18 protein-coding genes and 2 tRNA genes are annotated in these 20,587 nt (G+C 59.9%); 19 read left to right on the top strand and 1 reads right to left on the bottom strand.

All coding sequences use genetic code 11. From position 1 onward, the window contains the following. Positions 1-18 precede the first annotated feature (18 nt). From carB to ACF8RA_RS22905, 3 genes are read left to right on the top strand one after another with little or no spacing between them, the layout of a single operon-like run. Positions 19-3,240, top strand: coding sequence for a carbamoyl-phosphate synthase large subunit (gene carB, locus ACF8RA_RS22915; protein WP_392461265.1), 3,222 nt, complete (start codon positions 19-21; stop codon positions 3,238-3,240). Next, positions 3,237-3,719 (top strand): transcription elongation factor GreA, encoded by a 483-nt coding sequence (gene greA, locus ACF8RA_RS22910; protein ID WP_082056730.1) that lies wholly within the window; start codon positions 3,237-3,239, stop codon positions 3,717-3,719. The genes carB and greA overlap by 4 nt, the downstream gene beginning before the upstream one ends. Further along, a complete protein-coding gene (locus tag ACF8RA_RS22905) occupies positions 3,697-4,146 on the top strand; it encodes an MFS transporter (RefSeq protein WP_176685380.1) in 450 nt (149 codons plus the stop codon). Before greA ends, ACF8RA_RS22905 begins: the two co-directional genes overlap by 23 nt. Positions 4,147-4,158: 12 nt before the next feature. Here ACF8RA_RS22905 and yhbY read toward each other — a convergent pair whose 3' ends face one another. Then, the gene (gene yhbY / locus ACF8RA_RS22900) at positions 4,159-4,467 is read right to left on the bottom strand and encodes a ribosome assembly RNA-binding protein YhbY (RefSeq protein ID WP_003249945.1); all 309 of its coding nucleotides are present in this window, start codon (positions 4,465-4,467) and stop codon (positions 4,159-4,161) included. A 102-nt stretch (positions 4,468-4,569) separates the two neighbouring features. On the opposite strand from yhbY, the gene rlmE reads away from it, so the two are divergent. The 16 genes from rlmE to ACF8RA_RS22820 all read left to right on the top strand — a co-directional run bounded on the left by rlmE (position 4,570) and on the right by ACF8RA_RS22820 (position 20,533). Beyond that, a complete protein-coding gene (gene rlmE / locus ACF8RA_RS22895) occupies positions 4,570-5,193 on the top strand; it encodes a 23S rRNA (uridine(2552)-2'-O)-methyltransferase RlmE (protein ID WP_176685379.1) in 624 nt (207 codons plus the stop codon). A gap of 206 nt (positions 5,194-5,399) precedes the next feature. Beyond that, the gene (gene ftsH, locus ACF8RA_RS22890) at positions 5,400-7,304 is read left to right on the top strand and encodes an ATP-dependent zinc metalloprotease FtsH (protein WP_021784330.1); all 1,905 of its coding nucleotides are present in this window, start codon (positions 5,400-5,402) and stop codon (positions 7,302-7,304) included. A gap of 8 nt (positions 7,305-7,312) precedes the next feature. Further along, entirely contained in the window at positions 7,313-8,164 is an 852-nt protein-coding gene (folP, locus tag ACF8RA_RS22885) for a dihydropteroate synthase (RefSeq protein WP_003249952.1), read from the top strand. Between the two features lie 16 nt (positions 8,165-8,180). After that, complete coding sequence (glmM, locus tag ACF8RA_RS22880; RefSeq protein WP_176685378.1) at positions 8,181-9,521, top strand: phosphoglucosamine mutase; 1,341 nt, start codon at positions 8,181-8,183, stop codon at positions 9,519-9,521. Positions 9,522-9,586: 65 nt separating this feature from the next. Then, complete coding sequence (gene tpiA, locus ACF8RA_RS22875; RefSeq protein WP_176685377.1) at positions 9,587-10,342, top strand: triose-phosphate isomerase; 756 nt, start codon at positions 9,587-9,589, stop codon at positions 10,340-10,342. 4 nt (positions 10,343-10,346) lie between these two features. Continuing rightward, positions 10,347-10,745, top strand: coding sequence for a preprotein translocase subunit SecG (secG, locus tag ACF8RA_RS22870; RefSeq protein WP_176685376.1), 399 nt, complete (start codon positions 10,347-10,349; stop codon positions 10,743-10,745). A 21-nt stretch (positions 10,746-10,766) separates the two neighbouring features. Further along, positions 10,767-10,852, top strand: a tRNA-Leu gene (locus ACF8RA_RS22865). 100 nt (positions 10,853-10,952) lie between these two features. Next, positions 10,953-11,029 (top strand) — tRNA-Met (locus ACF8RA_RS22860). Between the two features lie 129 nt (positions 11,030-11,158). Further along, on the top strand, positions 11,159-11,617 hold the full coding sequence (rimP, locus tag ACF8RA_RS22855; RefSeq protein ID WP_003249960.1) for a ribosome maturation factor RimP: 459 nt from the start codon (positions 11,159-11,161) through the stop codon (positions 11,615-11,617). 59 nt (positions 11,618-11,676) lie between these two features. Next, positions 11,677-13,158 (top strand): transcription termination factor NusA, encoded by a 1,482-nt coding sequence (gene nusA, locus ACF8RA_RS22850; protein WP_003249963.1) that lies wholly within the window; start codon positions 11,677-11,679, stop codon positions 13,156-13,158. 27 nt (positions 13,159-13,185) lie between these two features. Continuing rightward, positions 13,186-15,714 carry a translation initiation factor IF-2 gene (gene infB, locus ACF8RA_RS22845; protein ID WP_176685375.1) on the top strand — a complete coding sequence of 843 codons (2,529 nt, stop codon included), beginning with the start codon at positions 13,186-13,188 and terminating at the stop codon, positions 15,712-15,714. 116 nt (positions 15,715-15,830) lie between these two features. Beyond that, positions 15,831-16,229, top strand: a complete 399-nt coding sequence (gene rbfA / locus ACF8RA_RS22840; RefSeq protein ID WP_003249967.1) for a 30S ribosome-binding factor RbfA — start codon at positions 15,831-15,833, stop codon at positions 16,227-16,229. 3 nt (positions 16,230-16,232) lie between these two features. Further along, on the top strand, positions 16,233-17,150 hold the full coding sequence (gene truB / locus ACF8RA_RS22835; RefSeq protein ID WP_003249968.1) for a tRNA pseudouridine(55) synthase TruB: 918 nt from the start codon (positions 16,233-16,235) through the stop codon (positions 17,148-17,150). Between the two features lie 147 nt (positions 17,151-17,297). After that, positions 17,298-17,567, top strand: a complete 270-nt coding sequence (rpsO, locus tag ACF8RA_RS22830) for a 30S ribosomal protein S15 (RefSeq protein ID WP_003249971.1) — start codon at positions 17,298-17,300, stop codon at positions 17,565-17,567. Positions 17,568-17,817: 250 nt separating this feature from the next. Beyond that, positions 17,818-19,923, top strand: a complete 2,106-nt coding sequence (gene pnp, locus ACF8RA_RS22825; RefSeq protein ID WP_014859357.1) for a polyribonucleotide nucleotidyltransferase — start codon at positions 17,818-17,820, stop codon at positions 19,921-19,923. Between the two features lie 259 nt (positions 19,924-20,182). Beyond that, the gene (locus ACF8RA_RS22820) at positions 20,183-20,533 is read left to right on the top strand and encodes a BON domain-containing protein (protein WP_021784324.1); all 351 of its coding nucleotides are present in this window, start codon (positions 20,183-20,185) and stop codon (positions 20,531-20,533) included. Positions 20,534-20,587 lie beyond the last annotated feature (54 nt).

Here is a 20,587-nt window from a genome sequence, read left to right as displayed (position 1 = left end):
CGGATTTGAGTGACCACCATGCCAAAACGTACAGACATCAAAAGCATCCTGATTCTCGGCGCTGGCCCGATCGTGATCGGCCAGGCCTGCGAATTCGACTACTCCGGCGCCCAGGCCTGTAAAGCCCTGCGCGAGGAAGGTTTCCGCGTCATCCTGGTGAACTCCAACCCAGCCACCATCATGACCGACCCGGCCATGGCCGACGCCACCTACATCGAGCCGATCAAGTGGCAATCGGTCGCCAAGATCATCGAAAAAGAGCGCCCGGACGCCGTTTTGCCGACCATGGGTGGCCAGACCGCACTGAACTGCGCCCTGGACCTGGAGCGCCACGGCGTTCTGGAGAAGTTCGGCGTAGAGATGATCGGTGCCAACGCTGACACCATCGACAAGGCTGAAGACCGTTCGCGCTTCGACAAGGCGATGAAGGACATCGGCCTGGAGTGCCCGCGCTCCGGTATCGCCCACAGCATGGAAGAGGCCAATGCGGTCCTCGAGAAGCTTGGCTTCCCGTGCATCATTCGCCCATCGTTCACCATGGGCGGCACCGGTGGTGGTATCGCTTACAACCGTGAAGAGTTCGAGGAAATCTGCACCCGCGGTCTGGACCTGTCGCCGACCAAAGAGCTGCTGATCGACGAATCGCTGATCGGCTGGAAAGAGTACGAGATGGAAGTGGTCCGCGACAAAAAGGACAACTGCATCATCGTCTGCTCGATCGAGAACTTCGACCCGATGGGTGTGCACACCGGAGACTCGATCACTGTTGCCCCGGCACAGACCCTGACCGACAAGGAATACCAGATCATGCGCAACGCCTCGCTGGCGGTGCTGCGTGAAATCGGTGTGGAAACCGGTGGTTCCAACGTCCAGTTCGGCATTTGCCCGAACACCGGCCGCATGGTCGTCATCGAGATGAACCCGCGCGTATCGCGTTCGTCCGCCCTGGCTTCCAAGGCCACCGGCTTCCCGATCGCCAAGATCGCCGCCAAGCTGGCCATTGGTTACACCCTCGACGAGCTGCAGAACGACATCACTGGCGGTCGCACCCCGGCGTCCTTCGAGCCGTCGATCGACTACGTCGTCACCAAGCTGCCACGCTTCGCTTTCGAGAAATTCCCGAAAGCCGACGCCCGTCTGACCACCCAGATGAAATCCGTGGGTGAAGTCATGGCCATCGGCCGTACTTTCCAGGAATCCCTGCAGAAAGCCCTGCGCGGCCTGGAAGTCGGCGCCTGCGGCCTCGACCCGAAAGTCGACCTGGCCAGTCCGGAAGCCACCAGCATCCTCAAGCGCGAGCTGACCGTGCCGGGTGCCGAGCGTATCTGGTACGTGGCTGACGCCATGCGTTCGGGCATGACCTGCGAAGAAATCTTCAATCTGACCGGCATCGACATGTGGTTCCTGGTGCAGATGGAAGACCTGATCAAGGAAGAAGAGAAGGTCAAGACCCTGGCATTGTCGTCGATCGACAAGGACTACATGCTGCGCCTCAAGCGCAAGGGCTTCTCGGACCAGCGCCTGGCAGTGCTGTTGGGTATCACCGACAAGAACCTGCGCCGCCACCGTCACAAGCTGGAAGTGTTCCCGGTGTACAAGCGCGTCGACACCTGCGCCGCCGAGTTCGCCACCGATACCGCCTACCTGTACTCCACCTACGAGGAAGAGTGCGAGGCCAACCCGTCGACCCGCGACAAGATCATGATCCTGGGTGGCGGCCCTAACCGTATCGGTCAGGGTATCGAGTTCGACTACTGCTGCGTGCACGCAGCCCTGGCGCTGCGTGAAGACGGTTACGAGACCATCATGGTCAACTGCAACCCGGAAACCGTCTCCACCGACTACGACACGTCCGACCGCCTGTACTTCGAGCCGCTGACCCTGGAAGACGTGCTGGAAGTCTGCCGCGTCGAGAAGCCGAAGGGCGTGATCGTTCACTACGGCGGCCAGACCCCGCTGAAGCTGGCCCGCGCTCTGGAAGAAGCTGGCGTGCCGATCATCGGTACCAGCCCTGACGCCATCGACCGCGCCGAAGACCGTGAGCGCTTCCAGCAGATGGTTCAGCGCCTGAGCCTGCTGCAGCCGCCAAACGCTACCGTGCGCAGCGAGGAAGAAGCCATCCGTGCTGCGGGCAGCATCGGCTACCCGCTGGTCGTGCGTCCGTCCTACGTACTGGGCGGCCGTGCCATGGAGATCGTCTACGAGCTGGACGAGCTCAAGCGCTACCTGCGTGAAGCGGTACAAGTGTCGAACGACAGCCCGGTACTGCTCGACCACTTCCTCAACTGCGCCATCGAGATGGACGTGGATGCGGTGTGCGACGGCACCGACGTGGTCATCGGCGCAATCATGCAGCACATCGAACAGGCCGGTGTTCACTCCGGTGACTCGGCGTGCTCGCTGCCACCTTACTCGCTGAGCAAGGAAGTGCAGGACGAAGTCCGCGTTCAGGTCAAGAAAATGGCCCTGGAACTGGGCGTGGTCGGCCTGATGAACGTGCAGCTGGCCCTGCAGGGCGACAAGATCTACGTGATCGAAGTCAACCCGCGCGCTTCGCGGACCGTGCCATTCGTTTCCAAGTGCATCGGCACGTCCCTGGCGATGATCGCAGCCCGTGTCATGGCGGGTAAAACCCTGAAAGAGCTGGGCTTCACCCAGGAAATCATCCCGAATTTCTACAGCGTCAAGGAAGCCGTCTTCCCGTTCGCCAAGTTCCCAGGGGTTGACCCGATCCTCGGCCCTGAGATGAAATCGACCGGTGAAGTCATGGGTGTCGGTGACAGCTTCGGTGAAGCCTTCGCCAAGGCCCAGATGGGTGCAAGCGAAGTGCTGCCGACCGGTGGTACTGCGTTCATCAGCGTGCGTGACGACGACAAGCCACAAGTGGCTGGCGTTGCCCGCGACCTGATCGCCCTGGGCTTCGAAGTGGTTGCCACTGCAGGCACCGCCAAGGTTATCGAGGCGGCCGGCCTGAAAGTGCGCCGTGTGAACAAAGTGACCGAAGGTCGCCCACACGTGGTCGACATGATCAAGAACGACGAAGTGTCGCTGATCATCAACACCACCGAAGGTCGCCAGTCGATCGCCGACTCCTATTCGATTCGTCGCAATGCGTTGCAGCACAAGATTTACTGCACCACTACCATTGCGGCTGGTGAAGCCATCTGCGAAGCGCTGAAATTCGGTCCGGAAAAGACCGTTCGTCGCTTGCAAGATCTGCATGCAGGACTGAAAGCATGAGCATTACCAAATACCCGATGACCGTCCAGGGCGCTCGCGCCCTGGAAGAGGAACACCTGTTCCTGAGCAAGACCGAGCGCCCGCGCCTGAGTCAGGCCATTGGTGAGGCACGTGAGCTGGGTGACCTCAAGGAAAACGCTGAATACCATGCAGCCCGCGAGGAGCAGGGCATGGTCGAAGCGCGTATCCGCGATATCGAAGGCCGCCTGCAGAACTCGGTGGTGATCGACGTGACTACCATTGCCCACACCGGCAAGGTCATTTTCGGTACCACTGTAGACCTGGAAAACACCGAGACCGGTGATCAGGTGACCTACCAGATCGTTGGCGAGGACGAAGCCGACATCAAGAAGGGCAAGCTCTCGGCCAGTGCGCCAATCGCCCGTGCCATCATCGGCAAGGAAGAAGGTGATATTGTCGTCGTCAAGACGCCTAGCGGCACGGTCGAGTACGAGATTGTCGAAGTCAAGCACATCTGACCGGCGCCTGCGGGCGCCGTCCCTCGAGGGGATCCTCTGGCAACTGGCCCAGGTTTTCTGGGTCGGTGGCCTGTGGGTGTTCCATGTTGGGCTGGTGCCTGCGCTCAAGGTCAGTGGCCTGGCGCCGCTGCTGGTGCAGGATGTTGCCGGGCAGATCGACCGCTGGTTGATCGGCGTGGCGTTGCTTGGCTTGTTGACTCAGCTGGCAGTGCTGGCGAGGGTGGACGGCCTGGCGGCCTGGTGGCGGCAGTTCCGCGGCCAGATGCTGTTGCTCGGCTTCGGTGCCTGCGTGGGGTATTACACCTTGCGCTACGGTATTTCCGTGGGCGAGCGCTGGCAGATGTTCTGCTTCCTGGTGCTGGGTTTTTCCGGCATCGTGCTGGTGGCCCAGCCGGTACCGGTCAGGGCGCGTTCACCGCGCCACTGATCGGCGCTACCGTTACTTGTAACGGTGGATGTTGGACAGCTGCTTGTTCGGCTGTGGGTTCTTGCGGTAGATCAGGGCTTTCTTGCCGATGGTCTGCACCAGCTCGGCACGGCCGGCCTTGCACAGCTCGGCGATGGTTTCGGCGCGCTCCTCGCGGTCTTCCGAGCGAATCTCGACCTTGATCAGCTCATGGTCGACCAGCGCGCGCTCCAGTTCGGCGATGACGCCTTCATTCAAACCGTTGCCAGCAACGATCAGGACCGGCTTCAGGTCATGACCAATGGACTTGTATTGCTTCTTCTGCTCGTTATTGAGCGGCATAATCTGACCCTTTCCGTCTGATTCTGTAAAATTGACCGGCATTTTACCCGAGGGCCACCGGCTCCGCCCAGTCAATCACGACGCATATCATCGAGGTGCCCCGTGGTACAACGTTCCAAAAGCAGCGCAAACTGGCTGCGAGAGCATTTCAACGACCCTTTTGTGAAGCAGGCGCAGAAGGATGGGTATCGCTCGCGTGCGAGCTACAAGCTGCTGGAGATCCAGGAGAAGGACCGCATTATCCGCCCAGGCATGAGCGTGATCGATCTCGGCGCGGCCCCTGGTGGCTGGTCCCAGGTGACCAGTCGTCTGATTGGTGGCCAAGGTCGCCTGATCGCTTCGGACATTCTGGAAATGGACGCGATCGCCGACGTGACCTTCATTCAGGGGGACTTCACCCAGGACGAAGTGCTGCAGCGCATTCTCGAAGCGGTCGGCGATTCGCATGTAGACCTTGTGATTTCCGACATGGCCCCCAATATGAGTGGTACGCCCGCGGTAGACATTCCGCGTGCCATGTTCCTCTGCGAGTTGGCCCTCGATCTGGCAACCCGTGTACTCAAGCCCGGGGGCGACTTCCTGATCAAGATTTTCCAGGGCGAAGGTTTTGACGTGTACCTGAAAGACGTGCGCAGCAAGTTCGACAAGGTGCAAATGCGCAAGCCGTCGTCGTCGCGGGACCGTTCCCGGGAGCAATACCTGTTGGGCAGGGGCTTCAAAGGGTAATGAAAGGTGTGAAGCGGGGTGGTCGATAGTTAATTCCAATCGGCCGCTGCGTCAGGATCGTCCGAACTTCGTGTAGTCTAGCTTTCACAAAGGGTTACAGACGGTGCCTGCGGCTGCGTAGGTAATGTAGTAAGTTAGGGCGATGAATATCATGCGAGGCACGGCTGCGTCGTGCGCCGGCCTCAGAGGGTAGCTAATTGAACGACATGGCAAAGAATCTGATCCTGTGGTTGATCATCGCAGCTGTCCTGGTGACAGTGATGAACAACTTCTCCAGCCCTAACGAGCCGCAGACCCTCAACTACTCCGACTTCATCCAGCAGGTCAAGGATGGCAAGGTCGAGCGTGTGACCGTCGATGGCTACATCATTACTGGCAAGCGCACCGATGGCGACAACTTCAAGACTGTGCGCCCGGCCATCACCGACAATGGCCTGATCGGCGATCTGGTCGACAACCATGTGGTCGTCGAAGGCAAGCAGCCTGAGCAACAGAGCATCTGGACACAGTTGCTGGTGGCGAGCTTCCCGATCCTGGTGATCATTGCCGTGTTCATGTTCTTCATGCGCCAGATGCAAGGTGGTGCGGGCGGCAAGGGCGGGCCGATGAGCTTCGGCAAGAGCAAGGCCCGCCTGCTGTCCGAAGACCAGGTCAAGACCACGCTGGCTGACGTTGCCGGCTGCGACGAGGCCAAGGAAGAGGTTGGCGAGCTGGTCGAGTTCCTGCGCGATCCGGGCAAGTTCCAGCGCCTGGGTGGCCGTATCCCGCGCGGTGTGCTGATGGTTGGCCCGCCCGGTACCGGTAAGACCCTGCTGGCCAAGGCCATTGCGGGCGAAGCGAAAGTACCGTTCTTCACCATTTCCGGTTCGGACTTCGTGGAAATGTTCGTGGGTGTCGGTGCCAGCCGTGTGCGCGACATGTTCGAGCAGGCCAAGAAGCACGCCCCGTGCATCATCTTCATCGACGAGATCGACGCCGTTGGTCGCCACCGTGGCGCCGGCATGGGTGGCGGTCACGACGAGCGTGAACAAACCCTCAACCAGTTGCTGGTGGAGATGGACGGCTTCGAGATGAACGATGGCATCATCGTCATCGCCGCCACCAACCGTCCGGATGTGCTCGACCCGGCGCTGCTGCGCCCGGGCCGCTTCGACCGCCAGGTGGTGGTTGGCCTGCCGGACATTCGTGGCCGCGAGCAGATCCTCAAGGTGCACATGCGCAAGGTACCGATCGGCGAGAACGTCAATCCGGCGGTCATCGCGCGTGGTACCCCAGGCTTCTCCGGCGCCGACCTGGCCAACCTGGTCAACGAGGCTTCGCTGTTTGCCGCGCGTTCCAACAAGCGCCTGGTCGAAATGAAAGAGTTCGAGCTGGCCAAGGACAAGATCATGATGGGCGCCGAGCGCAAGACCATGGTCATGTCCGAAAAAGAAAAGAGAAACACCGCCTATCACGAGGCCGGCCACGCCATTGTCGGTCGCCTGGTGCCTGAGCACGACCCGGTCTACAAGGTTTCGATCATCCCGCGTGGTCGTGCCTTGGGTGTGACCATGTTCCTGCCGGAAGAAGACCGCTACAGCCTGTCCAAGCGTGCGCTGATCAGCCAGATCTGCTCGCTGTATGGCGGCCGTATCGCCGAGGAGATGACCTTGGGCTTCGATGGCGTGACCACCGGCGCGTCCAACGACATCATGCGGGCCAGCCAGCTCGCTCGTAACATGGTCACCAAATGGGGCCTGTCCGAGAAGCTCGGCCCGCTGATGTATGCAGAGGAAGAGGGCGAAGTGTTCCTCGGCCGTAGTGCCGGCAGCCAGCATGCCAGTGTGTCCGGCGAGACTGCCAAACTGATCGACTCCGAGGTGCGCAGCATCATCGATCAGTGCTATGCCACTGCCAAGCAGTTGCTGATCGACAACCGTGACAAGCTCGAGGCGATGACTGAAGCGCTGATGAAGTACGAGACCATCGATGCCGATCAGATTGACGACATCATGGCTGGGCGCACACCACGTGAACCGCGTGATTGGGACGACGACAAGCACTCGGGCACGCCTGCGGCCCAGGATGATCGTCCGGAATCGCCAATCGGCGGCCCAGCGGCTGAACACTAAGGGCATCTATGAGCTCAGTGCAGTACCCGACCCGGTTGCCTTGCGGCAGCCGGGTTCTTGATTTGTCGCATACCCATGTGATGGGTATTCTCAATATCACCCCCGATTCCTTCTCCGATGGCGGTCGCTTCAGTCAGCGCGACGAAGCCCTGCGCCATGCCGAAGCGATGGTTGCCGCTGGCGCAACGCTGATCGATATTGGTGGCGAGTCCACGCGCCCGGGTGCGCGTGCAGTGTCGGTGACCGAGGAGCTGGAACGTGTGGCGCCAATGGTCGAGGCCATCAACAGCCGCCTCGACGTGGTCATTTCGGTCGATACCTCCACACCTGCCGTCATGCGCGAAGCTGCACGCCTTGGTGCCGGGCTGATCAACGACGTGCGGGCCCTGGAGCGCGATGGCGCCCTGGACGCTGCGGCGGATACCGGTCTGCCGGTGTGCCTCATGCACATGCGTGGCGAGCCAGGCAACATGCAGGACGATCCGCATTACCAGGACGTGACTGCCGACGTCACGCGTTATCTTGAACAGCGGATGGCCGCCTGCGCAGCTGCGGGCATCGACGCTGACAGAATCATCCTTGACCCGGGCTTCGGTTTCGCCAAGACACTGGCGCACAATCTGAGCCTGTTCAAGCACATGGAAGCGCTCTATCGCCTTGGGCGCCCACTGCTGGTGGGCGTTTCACGAAAGAGCATGATCGGCCTGACGCTGGAACGTCCGGTCGGCGAGCGCTTGTACGGCAGCCTTGCGCTGGCGGCGTTGGCCATGACCAAAGGGGCGAGCATCCTTCGTGTACATGACGTGGCCGAAACCGTTGATGTGGTGCGCATGATCGCTGCGGTGCAAAACGCCGAATAAGAACATTGGAGTCCCTATGAGCAGAAAATACTTTGGTACCGACGGCATTCGTGGCCGCGTCGGCGAATACCCGATCACGCCTGACTTCATGCTGAAGCTCGGCTGGGCGGCCGGCATGGCCTTCCGCAAGCAAGGCCATTGCCGCGTGCTGGTGGGCAAGGACACCCGTATCTCCGGGTACATGTTCGAGTCCGCACTTGAAGCCGGCCTGTCCGCAGCAGGTGCCGATGTGATGCTGCTCGGGCCGATGCCGACCCCGGCCATCGCTTACCTCACGCGTACCTTCCACGCCGAAGCCGGCATCGTCATCAGTGCCTCGCACAACCCGCACGACGACAACGGCATCAAGTTCTTCTCGGGCCAGGGCACCAAGCTGCCGGACGAGGTCGAGCTGATGATCGAAGAGCTGCTCGACCAACCGATGACCGTTGTCGAGTCGGGCAAGCTGGGCAAGGTTTCGCGTATCAATGATGCCGCCGGCCGCTACATCGAATTCTGCAAAAGCAGCGTGCCGAGCAGCACCAGCTTCGAGGGCCTCAAGCTGGTGGTCGACTGCGCCCATGGTGCTACCTACAAGGTTGCGCCCAGCGTATTCCGTGAGCTGGGTGCCGACGTGACCGTGCTGCATGCACAACCGGATGGCCTGAACATCAACGAAGGTTGCGGCTCGACACACATCGAATCGCTACAGGCCGCTGTACTGGTCGGGCATGCCGATCTCGGCATTGCCTTTGACGGTGACGGCGATCGCGTGCTGATGGTCGACCACACGGGTGCCATCGTCGACGGTGACGAACTGCTGTTCATCATTGCGCGCGACCTGCAGGAGCATGGCAAGCTGCAAGGCGGGGTGGTCGGCACGCTGATGAGTAACCTGGGCCTGGAGCTGGCGCTCAAGGACCTGGACATCCCGTTCGTGCGGGCCAAGGTCGGCGACCGTTACGTCATGGCCGAGCTGTTGGAGCGTCAATGGCTGGTCGGCGGTGAAAACTCCGGTCACGTCGTGTGCTGCAACCACACTACCACCGGCGATGCGATCATTGCCGCGCTGCAGGTGCTGATGGCGCTCAAACGCCGTGGCGAAACCCTGGCCCAGGCCCGCCAGGCCCTGCGCAAGTGTCCGCAGGTGCTGATCAATGTGCGCTTTGGTGCCAGCAAGGTCGACCCGCTGGAGCACCCGGCCGTCAAGGAAGCCAGTGCCAAGGTTACCGAAGCGCTGGCGGGGCGTGGTCGTGTGCTGTTGCGCAAGTCCGGTACCGAACCGTTGGTCCGGGTCATGGTTGAGGGCGAAGACGAAACCCAGGTGCGGGCCCATGCTGAAGCACTGGCCAAACTGGTCGGCGAAGTTTGTGTCTGAAGGCGCTTGCCAGCGCAGATCTGGTTGGGTAAGATCTGCGCCCACTTTGACCGACGAGGTAAAGCATGCGTCGCCCTATGGTAGCTGGTAACTGGAAAATGCACGGTACCCGCGCTAGCGTCGCTGAGCTGACCAAAGGCTTGAGTAATCTCGCCTTGCCGAGCGGAGTGGAAGTCGCCGTATTTCCACCGGCCTTGTTCATCAATCAAGTGATCGATGGCCTGGCAGGTAAAGAAATTACTATCGGCGCACAGAATTCTGCTGTACAACCCGAACAGGGTGCGCTGACTGGGGAAGTTGCTCCCGAGCAGCTGGTTGAAGCAGGTTGCAAGTTGGTGTTGATTGGTCATTCGGAGCGTCGCCAGATTATTGGTGAAACCGACGAAGTACTCAATCGCAAGTTTGCAGCAGCTCAGGCCAAAGGCTTGAAGCCAGTGCTTTGCATAGGGGAAACCCTTGAAGAGCGCGAGGCTGGCAAAACGCTCGAAGTTGTCGGGCGTCAACTAAGCAGTATCATCGAAGCATTCGGTGTTAAGGCTTTTGCCGATGCAGTAATTGCCTATGAGCCTGTATGGGCCATCGGTACAGGCCTTACGGCCACGCCACAGCAGGCCCAGGATGTGCACGCCGCCATCCGCGGCCAGCTGGCGGCAGAAGATGCTGAAGTGGCTGCGAAGGTGCAGTTGCTATACGGCGGCAGCGTGAAGGCGGCCAATGCGGCCGAACTGTTCGGCATGCCGGATATCGATGGGGGGCTCATTGGTGGGGCTTCCCTGAACGCAGACGAATTCGGTGCAATTTGTCGCGCCGCAGGAAACTGAACAAATGCTGGAAACAGTCATCGTTGTTTTTCATCTGTTGGCAGCGCTGTCGCTTGTAGTGCTGGTTCTGTTGCAACAGGGTAAAGGTGCTGAAGCAGGTGCATCTTTCGGCGCGGGTGCCTCAAACACCGTGTTCGGGAGCCAAGGCTCTGCAACGTTCCTAAGTAAATTAACTGCTATACTCGCTGCCACTTTCTTTTTGACAGCACTTGGGTTAGGATACTTCGCGAAGCAACAAGCTCACCAGCTTAGCCAAGCAGGTCTTCCAGATCCAGCAGTGCTAGAAGTGAAAGAGCCGCAGAAACCGGCAGTTAATGATGATGTACCGGTGCTCCAGCAGCAGAAGAGCGAAACCACCCATAATACCGGTGATGTACCTCCTCCGGCTCAAGAGCAGAAGTAACGGGTTTCAAGTAGTAGTATTGCCGAGGTGGTGGAATTGGTAGACACGCAACCTTGAGGTGGTTGTGCCCATAGGGTGTAGGGGTTCGAGTCCCCTTCTCGGTACCAATTAAAGCTTGAGAGCCCGCTTTAGCGGGCTTTCTTGTAGGTGAATGTTTGGATTTGACCCTCAACAGGGTTCGGTCTTATACTTTTGCCCCAGCTTTGTCGCGGGGTGGAGCAGCTTGGTAGCTCGTCGGGCTCATAACCCGAAGGTCGTTGGTTCAAATCCAGCCCCCGCAACCAGCTTCAGCGGAGCCCCTTTTCAGGGGCTTTTTGCTAACCGAACAGTTTCGGCGTCGTTGTCCTACGGCGCTTTCAGGGATGGGCGCTTCGCCCATTTTTTATTTGCACAGCATGCACGAGGGGGTTCAGGTGTCGAGCAAGCTAGAACAGTTGCAGGCCTTGTTGGCCCCGGTTGTCGAGGGTCTGGGCTATCAGTGCTGGGGGATCGAATACGTTTCCCAGGGTAAGCATTCGGTACTGCGCATCTACATCGACAAGGAAGGCGGTATTCTGGTGGACGACTGCGAAGCGGTCAGCCGTCAGGCCAGCGCAATCCTCGATGTGGAAGATCCAATCAGCAGTGAGTACACCCTCGAGGTGTCTTCTCCAGGCATGGATCGCCCACTGTTCACGCTGGAACAGTTTGCCTCGCATGCCGGCGAACAAGTGAAGATCAAGCTGCGCTCACCCTTCGAGGGTCGTCGTAACTTCCAGGGCCTTCTCCGCGGTGTGGAGGAGCAGGATGTGGTGGTCCAGGTGGACAATCAGGAGTTCCTGTTACCGATCGACTCGATCGACAAGGCCAATATTATTCCCAGTTTTGACTGAGACGTGCCGGGCCCGGCGGACTATCCGGGCCCAATGGCTTGCGCAAGGCGAGGCGTACGATGAGCAAAGAAGTACTGCTGGTTGTTGAATCGGTATCCAACGAAAAAGGTGTACCGCCCGGCGTCATTTTCGAAGCGCTGGAAGTGGCCCTGGCCACTGCAACCAAAAAACGTTTTGAAGACGAAGTCGACCTTCGTGTGGAAATCAACCGCCACACGGGTAGCTACGAGACTTTCCGTCGCTGGACCGTGGTCGACGAAGCCGATCTTGATGATCCGGCGATCGAGACCTGGCTGGACAAGATCAAGGACACCCACCCTGAAGCCAAGGTCGGTGACGTGATCGAAGAGAAGATCGAGTCCATCGAGTTCGGTCGTATTGCCGCCCAGACCGCCAAGCAGGTCATCGTGCAGAAGGTCCGTGAGGCCGAGCGTGCCCAGGTGGTCGATGCCTACCGTGAGCGCGTTGGCGAGATCATCTCCGGTACCGTAAAAAAGGTTACCCGCGACAACGTCATCGTTGACCTGGGCAACAACGCAGAGGCCTTGCTGGCCCGCGAAGACATCATTCCGCGCGAAACCTTCCGTGTTGGCGTGCGCCTGCGTGCGCTGCTCAAGGAAATTCGCACCGAAAACCGTGGCCCACAGCTGATCCTGTCGCGCACCGCGCCGCAGATGCTGATCGAGCTTTTCCGCATTGAAGTGCCGGAAATTGCCGAGGGCCTCATTGAAGTCATGGCTGCTTCCCGTGATCCGGGTTCGCGAGCCAAGATTGCCGTCCGCTCCAAGGACAAGCGTATCGATCCGCAAGGTGCCTGCATTGGCATGCGTGGTTCGCGCGTCCAGGCCGTATCCGGGGAGCTGGGTGGTGAGCGTGTGGATATCGTCCTTTGGGACGATAACCCGGCGCAGTTCGTCATCAACGCCATGTCGCCGGCTGAAGTCGCGGCGATCATCGTTGATGAAGATGCCCATGCCATGGACATCGCCGTCGCCGAGGACAACCTGGCCCAGGCCATTGGCCGTGGCGGTCAGAACGTTCGCCTGGCCAGTCAGTTGACCGGTTGGACCCTGAACGTGATGACCGAAAAGGACATCCAGGCCAAGCAACAGGCCGAAACCGGTGACATCCTGCGCAATTTCATCGAAGAACTGGAAGTCGACGAGGAGCTGGCCCAAGTGCTGGTCGACGAAGGCTTCACCAGCCTTGAAGAAATTGCCTACGTACCGTTGGAAGAAATGCTCAACATCGATGGCTTTGACGAAGACATCGTCAATGAGCTCCGCGCTCGAGCCAAGGACCGTTTGTTGACCAAGGCCATCGCTACCGAAGAAAAACTGGCAGACGCCCACCCGGCCGAAGACCTGCTCTCCCTTGAGGGCATGGACAAAGACCTGGCGGCTGAACTGGCGGTGCGCGGCGTGGTTAACCGCGAAGACCTGGCCGAGCAGTCGATCGACGATCTGCTCGACATCGACGGCATCGACGAAGAGCGTGCCGGCAAGTTGATCATGGCCGCCCGAGCCCACTGGTTCGAGTAATTAGGCGCGGCCTGAGGAGAGAAGTGCATGACGCAAGTCACGGTGAAAGAACTGGCCCAAGAGGTCGAGGCACCGGTAGAGCGCCTGCTGCAGCAGATGCGTGAGGCAGGTCTGCCGCACACCGACGCCGGTCAGGTAGTGACCGACAATGAGAAGCAGACCCTGCTGACTCATTTGAAAAGCAGCCACAAGAGCAAGGCGGAAGAGCCGCGCAAGATTACCTTGCAGCGCAAAACCACCAGCACCCTGCGTGTCGCCGGTAGCAAAAGCATCAGCGTAGAAGTACGCAAGAAGAAAGTTTTCGTTCAGCGCAGCCCTGAAGAAATCCAGGCTGAGCAGAAGCGTGAGCAAGATGAGCGCCGTGCGGCTGAAAATGCCGCTCGCGACAAGGTCGAGGCCGAAGTTCGCCAGCGCAATGAAGAGCAGGCTCGCCGTCAGGCCGCCGGTACCGCTGCAGCCGCCCCTGCGCCTGCCGCCAAGCCAGAGCCGGCTCCTGCCGCTGCTCCGGCCCCGGTAGTCGCAGACGCCCCGGCTTCTGAAGACGCCGCAGCCCGTGCTGCCGAGCGCAAGAAAGACGAGACCCGTCGCAACGAAAGCCGTACCCGTGATGACGACCGTCGTCGTGGCGAGGCGCCTCGCGTGTCGATCAAGGTCAAGGTCAAGGAGAAGGAAAAAGCACCGACTCCGCGTGCCGCTCCCCGCACTACCGACGAAGAGAGCGATGGCGCTCGTCGTGGTCGTGGTGGTAAGAGCAAGCTGAAAAAGCGTAACCAGCATGGCTTCCAGAACCCGACCGGCCCTGTCATCCGTGACGTGACCATCGGCGAGACCATCACGGTCTCCGAGCTGGCCAACCAGATGTCCGTCAAAGGCGCTGAAGTGGTCAAGTTCATGTTCAAGATGGGCACCCCGGTCACCATCAACCAGGTGCTCGACCAGGAAACCGCTCAGCTGATCGCCGAAGAGCTGGGCCACAAGGTCACGCTGGTCAGCGACACCGCCCTGGAAGACTCCCTGGCCGAATCGCTGAAGTTCGAAGGCCAGACCGAGTCGCGTGCGCCGGTGGTTACCGTCATGGGTCACGTTGACCATGGTAAGACCTCGCTGCTCGACTACATCCGTCGTGCCAAGGTTGCTGCTGGCGAAGCCGGTGGTATTACCCAGCACATCGGTGCCTACCACGTGGAAACCGACCGCGGCATGGTCACCTTCCTCGATACCCCAGGTCACGCTGCGTTTACCCAGATGCGTGCCCGTGGTGCCAAGGCGACCGACATTGTCATCCTGGTGGTGGCGGCGGACGACGGTGTGATGCCACAAACCCGCGAAGCCGTTCAGCATGCCAAGGCAGCCGGTGTTCCGCTGGTCGTTGCGGTGAACAAGATCGACAAGCCAGGTGCTGACCTCGATCGCATCCGTAACGAGCTGTCCGTCGAAGGCGTTACCTCCGAGGACTGGGGTGGTGACACGCCGTTCGTCAAGGTTTCGGCGAAGATGGGTACCGGTGTCGACGAACTGCTCGAAGCCGTGCTGCTGCAGGCCGAGATCCTCGAACTGACCGCTACCCCGACCGCGCCAGGTCGTGGTGTGGTCGTCGAATCGCGCCTGGACAAGGGCCGTGGCCCGGTGGCGACCATCCTGGTTCAGGACGGTACCCTGCGTCAGGGCGACATGGTCCTGTGCGGTTCCAACTATGGCCGCGTACGCGCCATGCTCGACGAGAACGGCAAGCCTGTGAAGGAAGCCGGCCCGTCGATCCCGGTCGAGATCCTCGGCCTGGACGGTACTCCGGAAGCCGGTGACGAGCTGTCCGTGGTTGCCGACGAGAAGAAAGCCCGTGAAGTTGCCCTGTTCCGTCAAGGCAAGTACCGCGAGGTCAAGCTGGCCCGTGCTCACGCCGGCAAGCTGGAAAACATCTTCGAGACCATGGGTCAGGAAGAGAAGAAAACCCTCAACATCGTTCTCAAGACCGATGTGCGTGGTTCTCTTGAAGCGCTGCAGGGTTCGCTCGGTGGCCTGGGCAACGACGAAGTGCAAGTGCGCGTGATTGGTGGTGGCGTCGGTGGTATCACCGAGAGCGATGCCAACCTGGCGCTGGCTTCGAATGCAGTACTGTTCGGCTTCAACGTGCGTGCCGATGCCGGTGCGCGCAAGATCGTCGAGCAGGAAGGTCTGGATATGCGTTACTACAACGTGATCTACGACATCATCGAAGACGTCAAGAAGGCCCTGACCGGCATGCTCGGCAGCGATGTTCGCGAGAACATCCTGGGTGTCGCCGAAGTACGTGACGTGTTCCGTTCGCCGAAGTTCGGCGCCATCGCTGGCTGTATGGTCATCGAGGGTACCGTGTACCGCAACCGTCCGATCCGCGTACTGCGCGATGACGTTGTGATCTTCGAAGGCGAGCTGGAATCGCTGCGTCGCTTCAAGGACGATGCTTCCGAAGTCCGTTCGGGCATGGAGTGCGGTATTGGCGTCAAGAGCTACAACGACGTCAAGGTCGGCGACAAGATCGAAGTCTTCGAGAAAGTCCAGGTGGCTCGTACCCTTTAAGGGCGAGCGAGCCGCAAGCGCCTGCTACAGGGCGGCTTGCGGTACCTCTTCAGGTAGCGCCCGGTCAGGCATTCGTCTGTCCGGGCGTTTGCCGCTTTAAGTTACAGGTAGCAAGAATGGCCAAAGAATATAGCCGTACCCAACGTATTGGCGATCAGATGCAGCGCGAGCTGGCCGAGCTGATCCGTCGCGAAGTCAAGGACCCGCGTGTCGGTCTGGTGACCATCACCGCCGTGGACGTAAGCCGTGACCTGGGCCATGCCAAGGTGTTCATCACCGTCATGGGCGAGGAAACCCCGGATGCCGTGCAGCAGTCGCTCAAGGCATTGAATAGCGCCGCCAGCTTCCTGCGTCTGCACCTGGGGCGTTCGATGCAACTGCGCAGCGTGCCGCAGCTGCACTTCCATTTCGATGAAAGTGTCAGCCGTGGTGTGCACCTGTCGGCGCTGATCGAGCGTGCAGTGGCCGAAGACCGCCTGCACAAGGATGCCGACGAGTCGGACACCAAGGAGTAAGCGGTGGCCCAGGTCAAACGTATCCGCCGCAATGTCAGCGGCATCATCCTGCTCGACAAGCCGCTGGGCTTCACTTCCAATGCCGCCTTGCAGAAAGTGCGTTGGCTGCTGAATGCGGAAAAGGCCGGCCATACCGGTAGCCTCGACCCGCTGGCGACCGGCGTGTTGCCGCTGTGTTTCGGTGAAGCGACCAAGTTTTCGCAGTACTTGCTCGATTCCGACAAGGGCTACGAAACCGTCATGCAGATGGGGCAGACTACCAACACCGGCGATGCCGAGGGTGAGGTGCTGCAGACCCGCGACGTGACCGTTGGTCGCGCCGACATCGAGGCGCTGCTGCCACGTTTTCGCGGCCCGATCAGCCAGATACCGCCGATGTACTCGGCGCTCAAGCGTGATGGCCAGCCGTTGTACAAACTGGCACGTGCAGGAGAGGTAGTGGAGCGCGAGGCGCGTTCTGTTACTATTAACCGCTTGGAGTTGCTCGAGTGCGAAGGCACCCGTGCACGGCTGAGCGTAGGATGCAGCAAAGGTACCTATATCCGCACGCTGGTGGAGGATATCGGTGAAGCCCTTGGTTGCGGCGCCTATGTCGCCGAGCTGCGCAGGACCCAGGCAGGGCCCTTTGCGCTGGCACAGACGGTCACCCTCGAGGAACTCGAACAGGCCCACGCCGAGGGTGGCAACGAAGCGCTCGACCGCTTCCTGATGCCATCGGACAGCGGGCTGCAGGACTGGCCGTTGGTCAGCCTGTCGGAACACAGTGCGTTCTACTGGCTGCATGGGCAGGCGGTACGCGCGCCGGACGCGCCACAATTTGGCATGGTCCGGGTACAGGATCACAATGCGCGCTTCATCGGTATCGGTGAAGTGAGCGAAGACGGGCGCATTGCGCCGCGTCGGCTGATTCGGTCGGAATGACCGAAACCGCGGGGCCAGGCAGTTGCCGAGCCCCACGGCATCAAGGGTGGCTGTCAGTAGGCACGGTCACACCTTTTTTATTAATACAGGGATTTGTCCCTGGCCTATTGGACCCCGCATGCGGGATCCGTTATCAGGAGAAGCCAAATGGCCCTCAGCGTTGAAGAAAAAGCTCAGATCGTTGCCGAATATCAGCAAGCCGCCGGCGATACCGGTAGCCCGGAAGTGCAGGTTGCTCTGCTGACCGCCAACATCAACAAGCTGCAAGGCCACTTCAAGGCCAACGATAAAGACCACCACTCCCGTCGTGGTCTGATCCGTATGGTCAACCAGCGTCGTAAGCTGCTGGATTACCTGAAGGGCAAAGACACCACTCGTTACAGCGCCCTGATCGGTCGCCTGGGCCTGCGTCGCTAATAGCGGCCTGGTCAGTGGTGTGCGTGGGGTGTCGCAGGCTTCGGCAGGGCTGTTTTGCAGCGCTGCCGTTGGACATGCCACGCGTATCTCCGAGGTTGGCAGCCTGGCTATGCTGAGCGGTTTTTCCGCTTGGTGCCAGGCTCCCAGCCTCGTGTTGTATCTGGACGGTCAATGGGGCCGATTCCCCGTTCTGCCCAAGAATTCGCAAGAAACCAGTTCCCCCAAGAGCCACTGAAAAAGGTAGGAAACCGTGAACCCGGTAATCAAGACTTTCCAGTTCGGTCAATCGACCGTCACTCTCGAAACGGGCCGTATTGCCCGTCAGGCAACCGGCGCCGTGCTGGTTACCGTCGACAACGACGTCACCGTGCTGGTGACTGTGGTAGGCGCCAAACAGGCTGATCCAGGCAAGGGTTTCTTCCCGCTGTCGGTTCACTACCAGGAAAAGACCTACGCCGCTGGCAAGATCCCAGGTGGCTTCTTCAAGCGTGAAGGCCGTCCTTCCGAGAAAGAGACGCTGACCTCGCGCCTGATCGACCGTCCGATCCGTCCGCTGTTCCCGGAAGGCTTCATGAACGAAGTGCAGGTCGTCTGCACCGTGGTTTCCACCAGCAAGAAGACTGATCCGGACATCGCTGCGATGATCGGTACCTCGGCTGCCCTGGCCATTTCCGGTATTCCGTTCGAAGGCCCGATCGGCGCTGCCCGCGTTGCCTTCCACGAAAGCACTGGCTACCTGCTGAACCCGACCTACGAGCAGCTGGCTGCCTCGAGCCTGGACATGGTCGTTGCCGGTACCTCCGATGCTGTACTGATGGTTGAGTCGGAAGCTCAAGAGCTGACCGAAGACCAGATGCTGGGTGCCGTACTGTTCGCCCACGACGAATTCCAGGCTGTTATCCAGGCTGTCAAAGAGCTGGCTGCCGAAGCTGGCAAGCCGACTTGGGACTGGAAACCTGCCGTTGCCAACACCGAGCTGTTCAATGCTATCCGCGCCGAGTTCGGCGAAGCGGTTTCGCAGGGTTACACCATCACCGTCAAAGCCGACCGCTACGCGCGTCTGGGTGAGCTGCGCGACCAGGCGGTTGCCAAGTTCTCCGGTGAAGAAGGCCAGCCTTCGGCTTCCGAAGTAAAAGACATCTTCGGCGAAATCGAATACCGCACCGTTCGCGAAAACATCGTCAACGGCAAGCCACGTATCGACGGCCGCGACACCAAGACTGTACGCCCGCTGAACATCGAAGTGGGTGTGCTGCCAAAAACTCACGGTTCGGCACTGTTCACCCGTGGCGAAACCCAGGCCCTGGTCGTTGCGACCCTGGGTACTGCCCGTGATGCCCAGTTGCTGGACACCCTCGAAGGCGAGAAGAAAGACCCCTTCATGCTGCACTACAACTTCCCACCGTTCTCGGTAGGTGAGTGTGGCCGCATGGGCGGTGCTGGCCGTCGCGAAATCGGCCACGGCCGTCTGGCCCGCCGTTCGGTTCAGGCCATGCTGCCTGCTGCTGACGTGTTCCCGTACACCATCCGCGTGGTTTCGGAAATCACCGAATCCAACGGCTCCAGCTCCATGGCTTCGGTCTGCGGTGCATCCCTGGCCCTGATGGACGCCGGTGTGCCGATGAAGGCGCCGGTTGCCGGTATCGCCATGGGCCTGGTCAAGGAAGGCGACAAGTTCGCAGTCCTGACTGACATCCTGGGTGACGAAGACCACCTGGGCGACATGGACTTCAAGGTAGCCGGTACCGCCAAAGGCGTCACCGCGCTGCAGATGGACATCAAGATCAACGGCATCACCGAAGAGATCATGGAAATCGCCCTGGGCCAAGCCCTGGAAGCGCGCCTGAACATCCTCGGCCAGATGAACCAGATCATTGGCCAGTCGCGTACCGAACTGTCGGCCAACGCCCCGACCATGATCGCGATGAAGATCGACACGGACAAGATCCGCGACGTCATCGGTAAAGGCGGCGCCACCATTCGCGCCATCTGTGAAGAGACCAAGGCTTCGATCGACATCGAAGACGACGGCTCCATCAAGATCTTCGGCGAAACCAAGGAAGCGGCAGATGCTGCCAAGCAGCGCATCCTGGGCATCACCGCTGAGGCCGAGATCGGCAAGATCTACGTCGGCAAGGTTGAGCGCATTGTCGACTTCGGCGCCTTCGTCAACATCCTGCCTGGCAAGGACGGCCTGGTGCACATCTCCATGCTGAGCGATGCTCGCGTCGAGAAAGTCACCGACATCCTGAAAGAAGGCCAGGAAGTCGAAGTGTTGGTACTGGACGTGGACAACCGCGGCCGTATCAAGCTTTCGATCAAGGACGTTGCTGCGGCCAAGGCCTCGGGCGTCTAAGCGACACACGCTACAGAGAAAGGGCCCTTCGGGGCCTTTTTTCATGGGCGACGGGAACCTTTTGCGGACTTGCATCTTGCATGCAGGTTTACCGCGCTGATTGCAAAATGCACGACCATCGAAGTGATGGTCGCTTGCTAACTTATTGATTTAAAAGGAAATAATAGAAGTGGCAAAGCTGGCACAGCCCGTGCAACTACCTTCATACCTGCCGCCAGGACATACGGCGCAGACCTTTCGAAAAACAGGAGTGACCCACATGAAGAAGTTCGCCATTGCTGCCGCTACTGCTACCGCTCTGACCCTGACCATGGCTAACGGTGCATTCGCCGCTGAGCCAACCCAGGCTCCAGTCATGTTGGCGGCCAACACCGTTGACAACGCCAAGCAAGAGGGCTCCGACACTTGGATCACTACCAAGGTCAAAGCTGACCTGCTGACTGAAAAAGGTATCCCAGGCAGCGACATCAAAGTCGAGACCAGCCAAGGTGTTGTGTCCCTGTCTTCTGACGTGAAGGTTACCGAATCGCAGAAAGAAGAAGCGGTACGCATTACCAAGAACATCAAAGGCGTCAAGAGCGTGATGTCTGACGGCCTGAAAGCCGAATAAGGAATGTCCCGTCGGCCAAATGGATTTGGCCACCTCCATCAAAGCCCTGGCCCG

This window comes from Pseudomonas sp. FYR_5, assembly GCF_043106315.1.
GTDB classification, from domain to species: Bacteria; Pseudomonadota; Gammaproteobacteria; order Pseudomonadales; family Pseudomonadaceae; genus Aquipseudomonas; species Aquipseudomonas putida_Y.
This window is presented reverse-complemented; position numbering and strand designations above follow the sequence as displayed.

Bases quoted from the DNA above. Each gene is read 5' to 3' on its own strand.
- carB (WP_392461265.1), top strand. From the start codon at position 19: ATGCCAAAACGTACAGACATCAAAAGCATCCTGATTCTCGGCGCTGGC.
- greA (WP_082056730.1), top strand. From the start codon at position 3,237: ATGAGCATTACCAAATACCCGATGACCGTCCAGGGCGCTCGCGCCCTG.
- yhbY (WP_003249945.1), bottom strand. From the start codon at position 4,467: ATGCCGCTCAATAACGAGCAGAAGAAGCAATACAAGTCCATTGGTCAT.
- ftsH (WP_021784330.1), top strand. From the start codon at position 5,400: ATGGCAAAGAATCTGATCCTGTGGTTGATCATCGCAGCTGTCCTGGTG.
- folP (WP_003249952.1), top strand. From the start codon at position 7,313: ATGAGCTCAGTGCAGTACCCGACCCGGTTGCCTTGCGGCAGCCGGGTT.
- glmM (WP_176685378.1), top strand. From the start codon at position 8,181: ATGAGCAGAAAATACTTTGGTACCGACGGCATTCGTGGCCGCGTCGGC.
- tpiA (WP_176685377.1), top strand. From the start codon at position 9,587: ATGCGTCGCCCTATGGTAGCTGGTAACTGGAAAATGCACGGTACCCGC.
- secG (WP_176685376.1), top strand. From the start codon at position 10,347: ATGCTGGAAACAGTCATCGTTGTTTTTCATCTGTTGGCAGCGCTGTCG.
- nusA (WP_003249963.1), top strand. From the start codon at position 11,677: ATGAGCAAAGAAGTACTGCTGGTTGTTGAATCGGTATCCAACGAAAAA.
- infB (WP_176685375.1), top strand. From the start codon at position 13,186: ATGACGCAAGTCACGGTGAAAGAACTGGCCCAAGAGGTCGAGGCACCG.
- rbfA (WP_003249967.1), top strand. From the start codon at position 15,831: ATGGCCAAAGAATATAGCCGTACCCAACGTATTGGCGATCAGATGCAG.
- rpsO (WP_003249971.1), top strand. From the start codon at position 17,298: ATGGCCCTCAGCGTTGAAGAAAAAGCTCAGATCGTTGCCGAATATCAG.
- ACF8RA_RS22820 (WP_021784324.1), top strand. From the start codon at position 20,183: ATGAAGAAGTTCGCCATTGCTGCCGCTACTGCTACCGCTCTGACCCTG.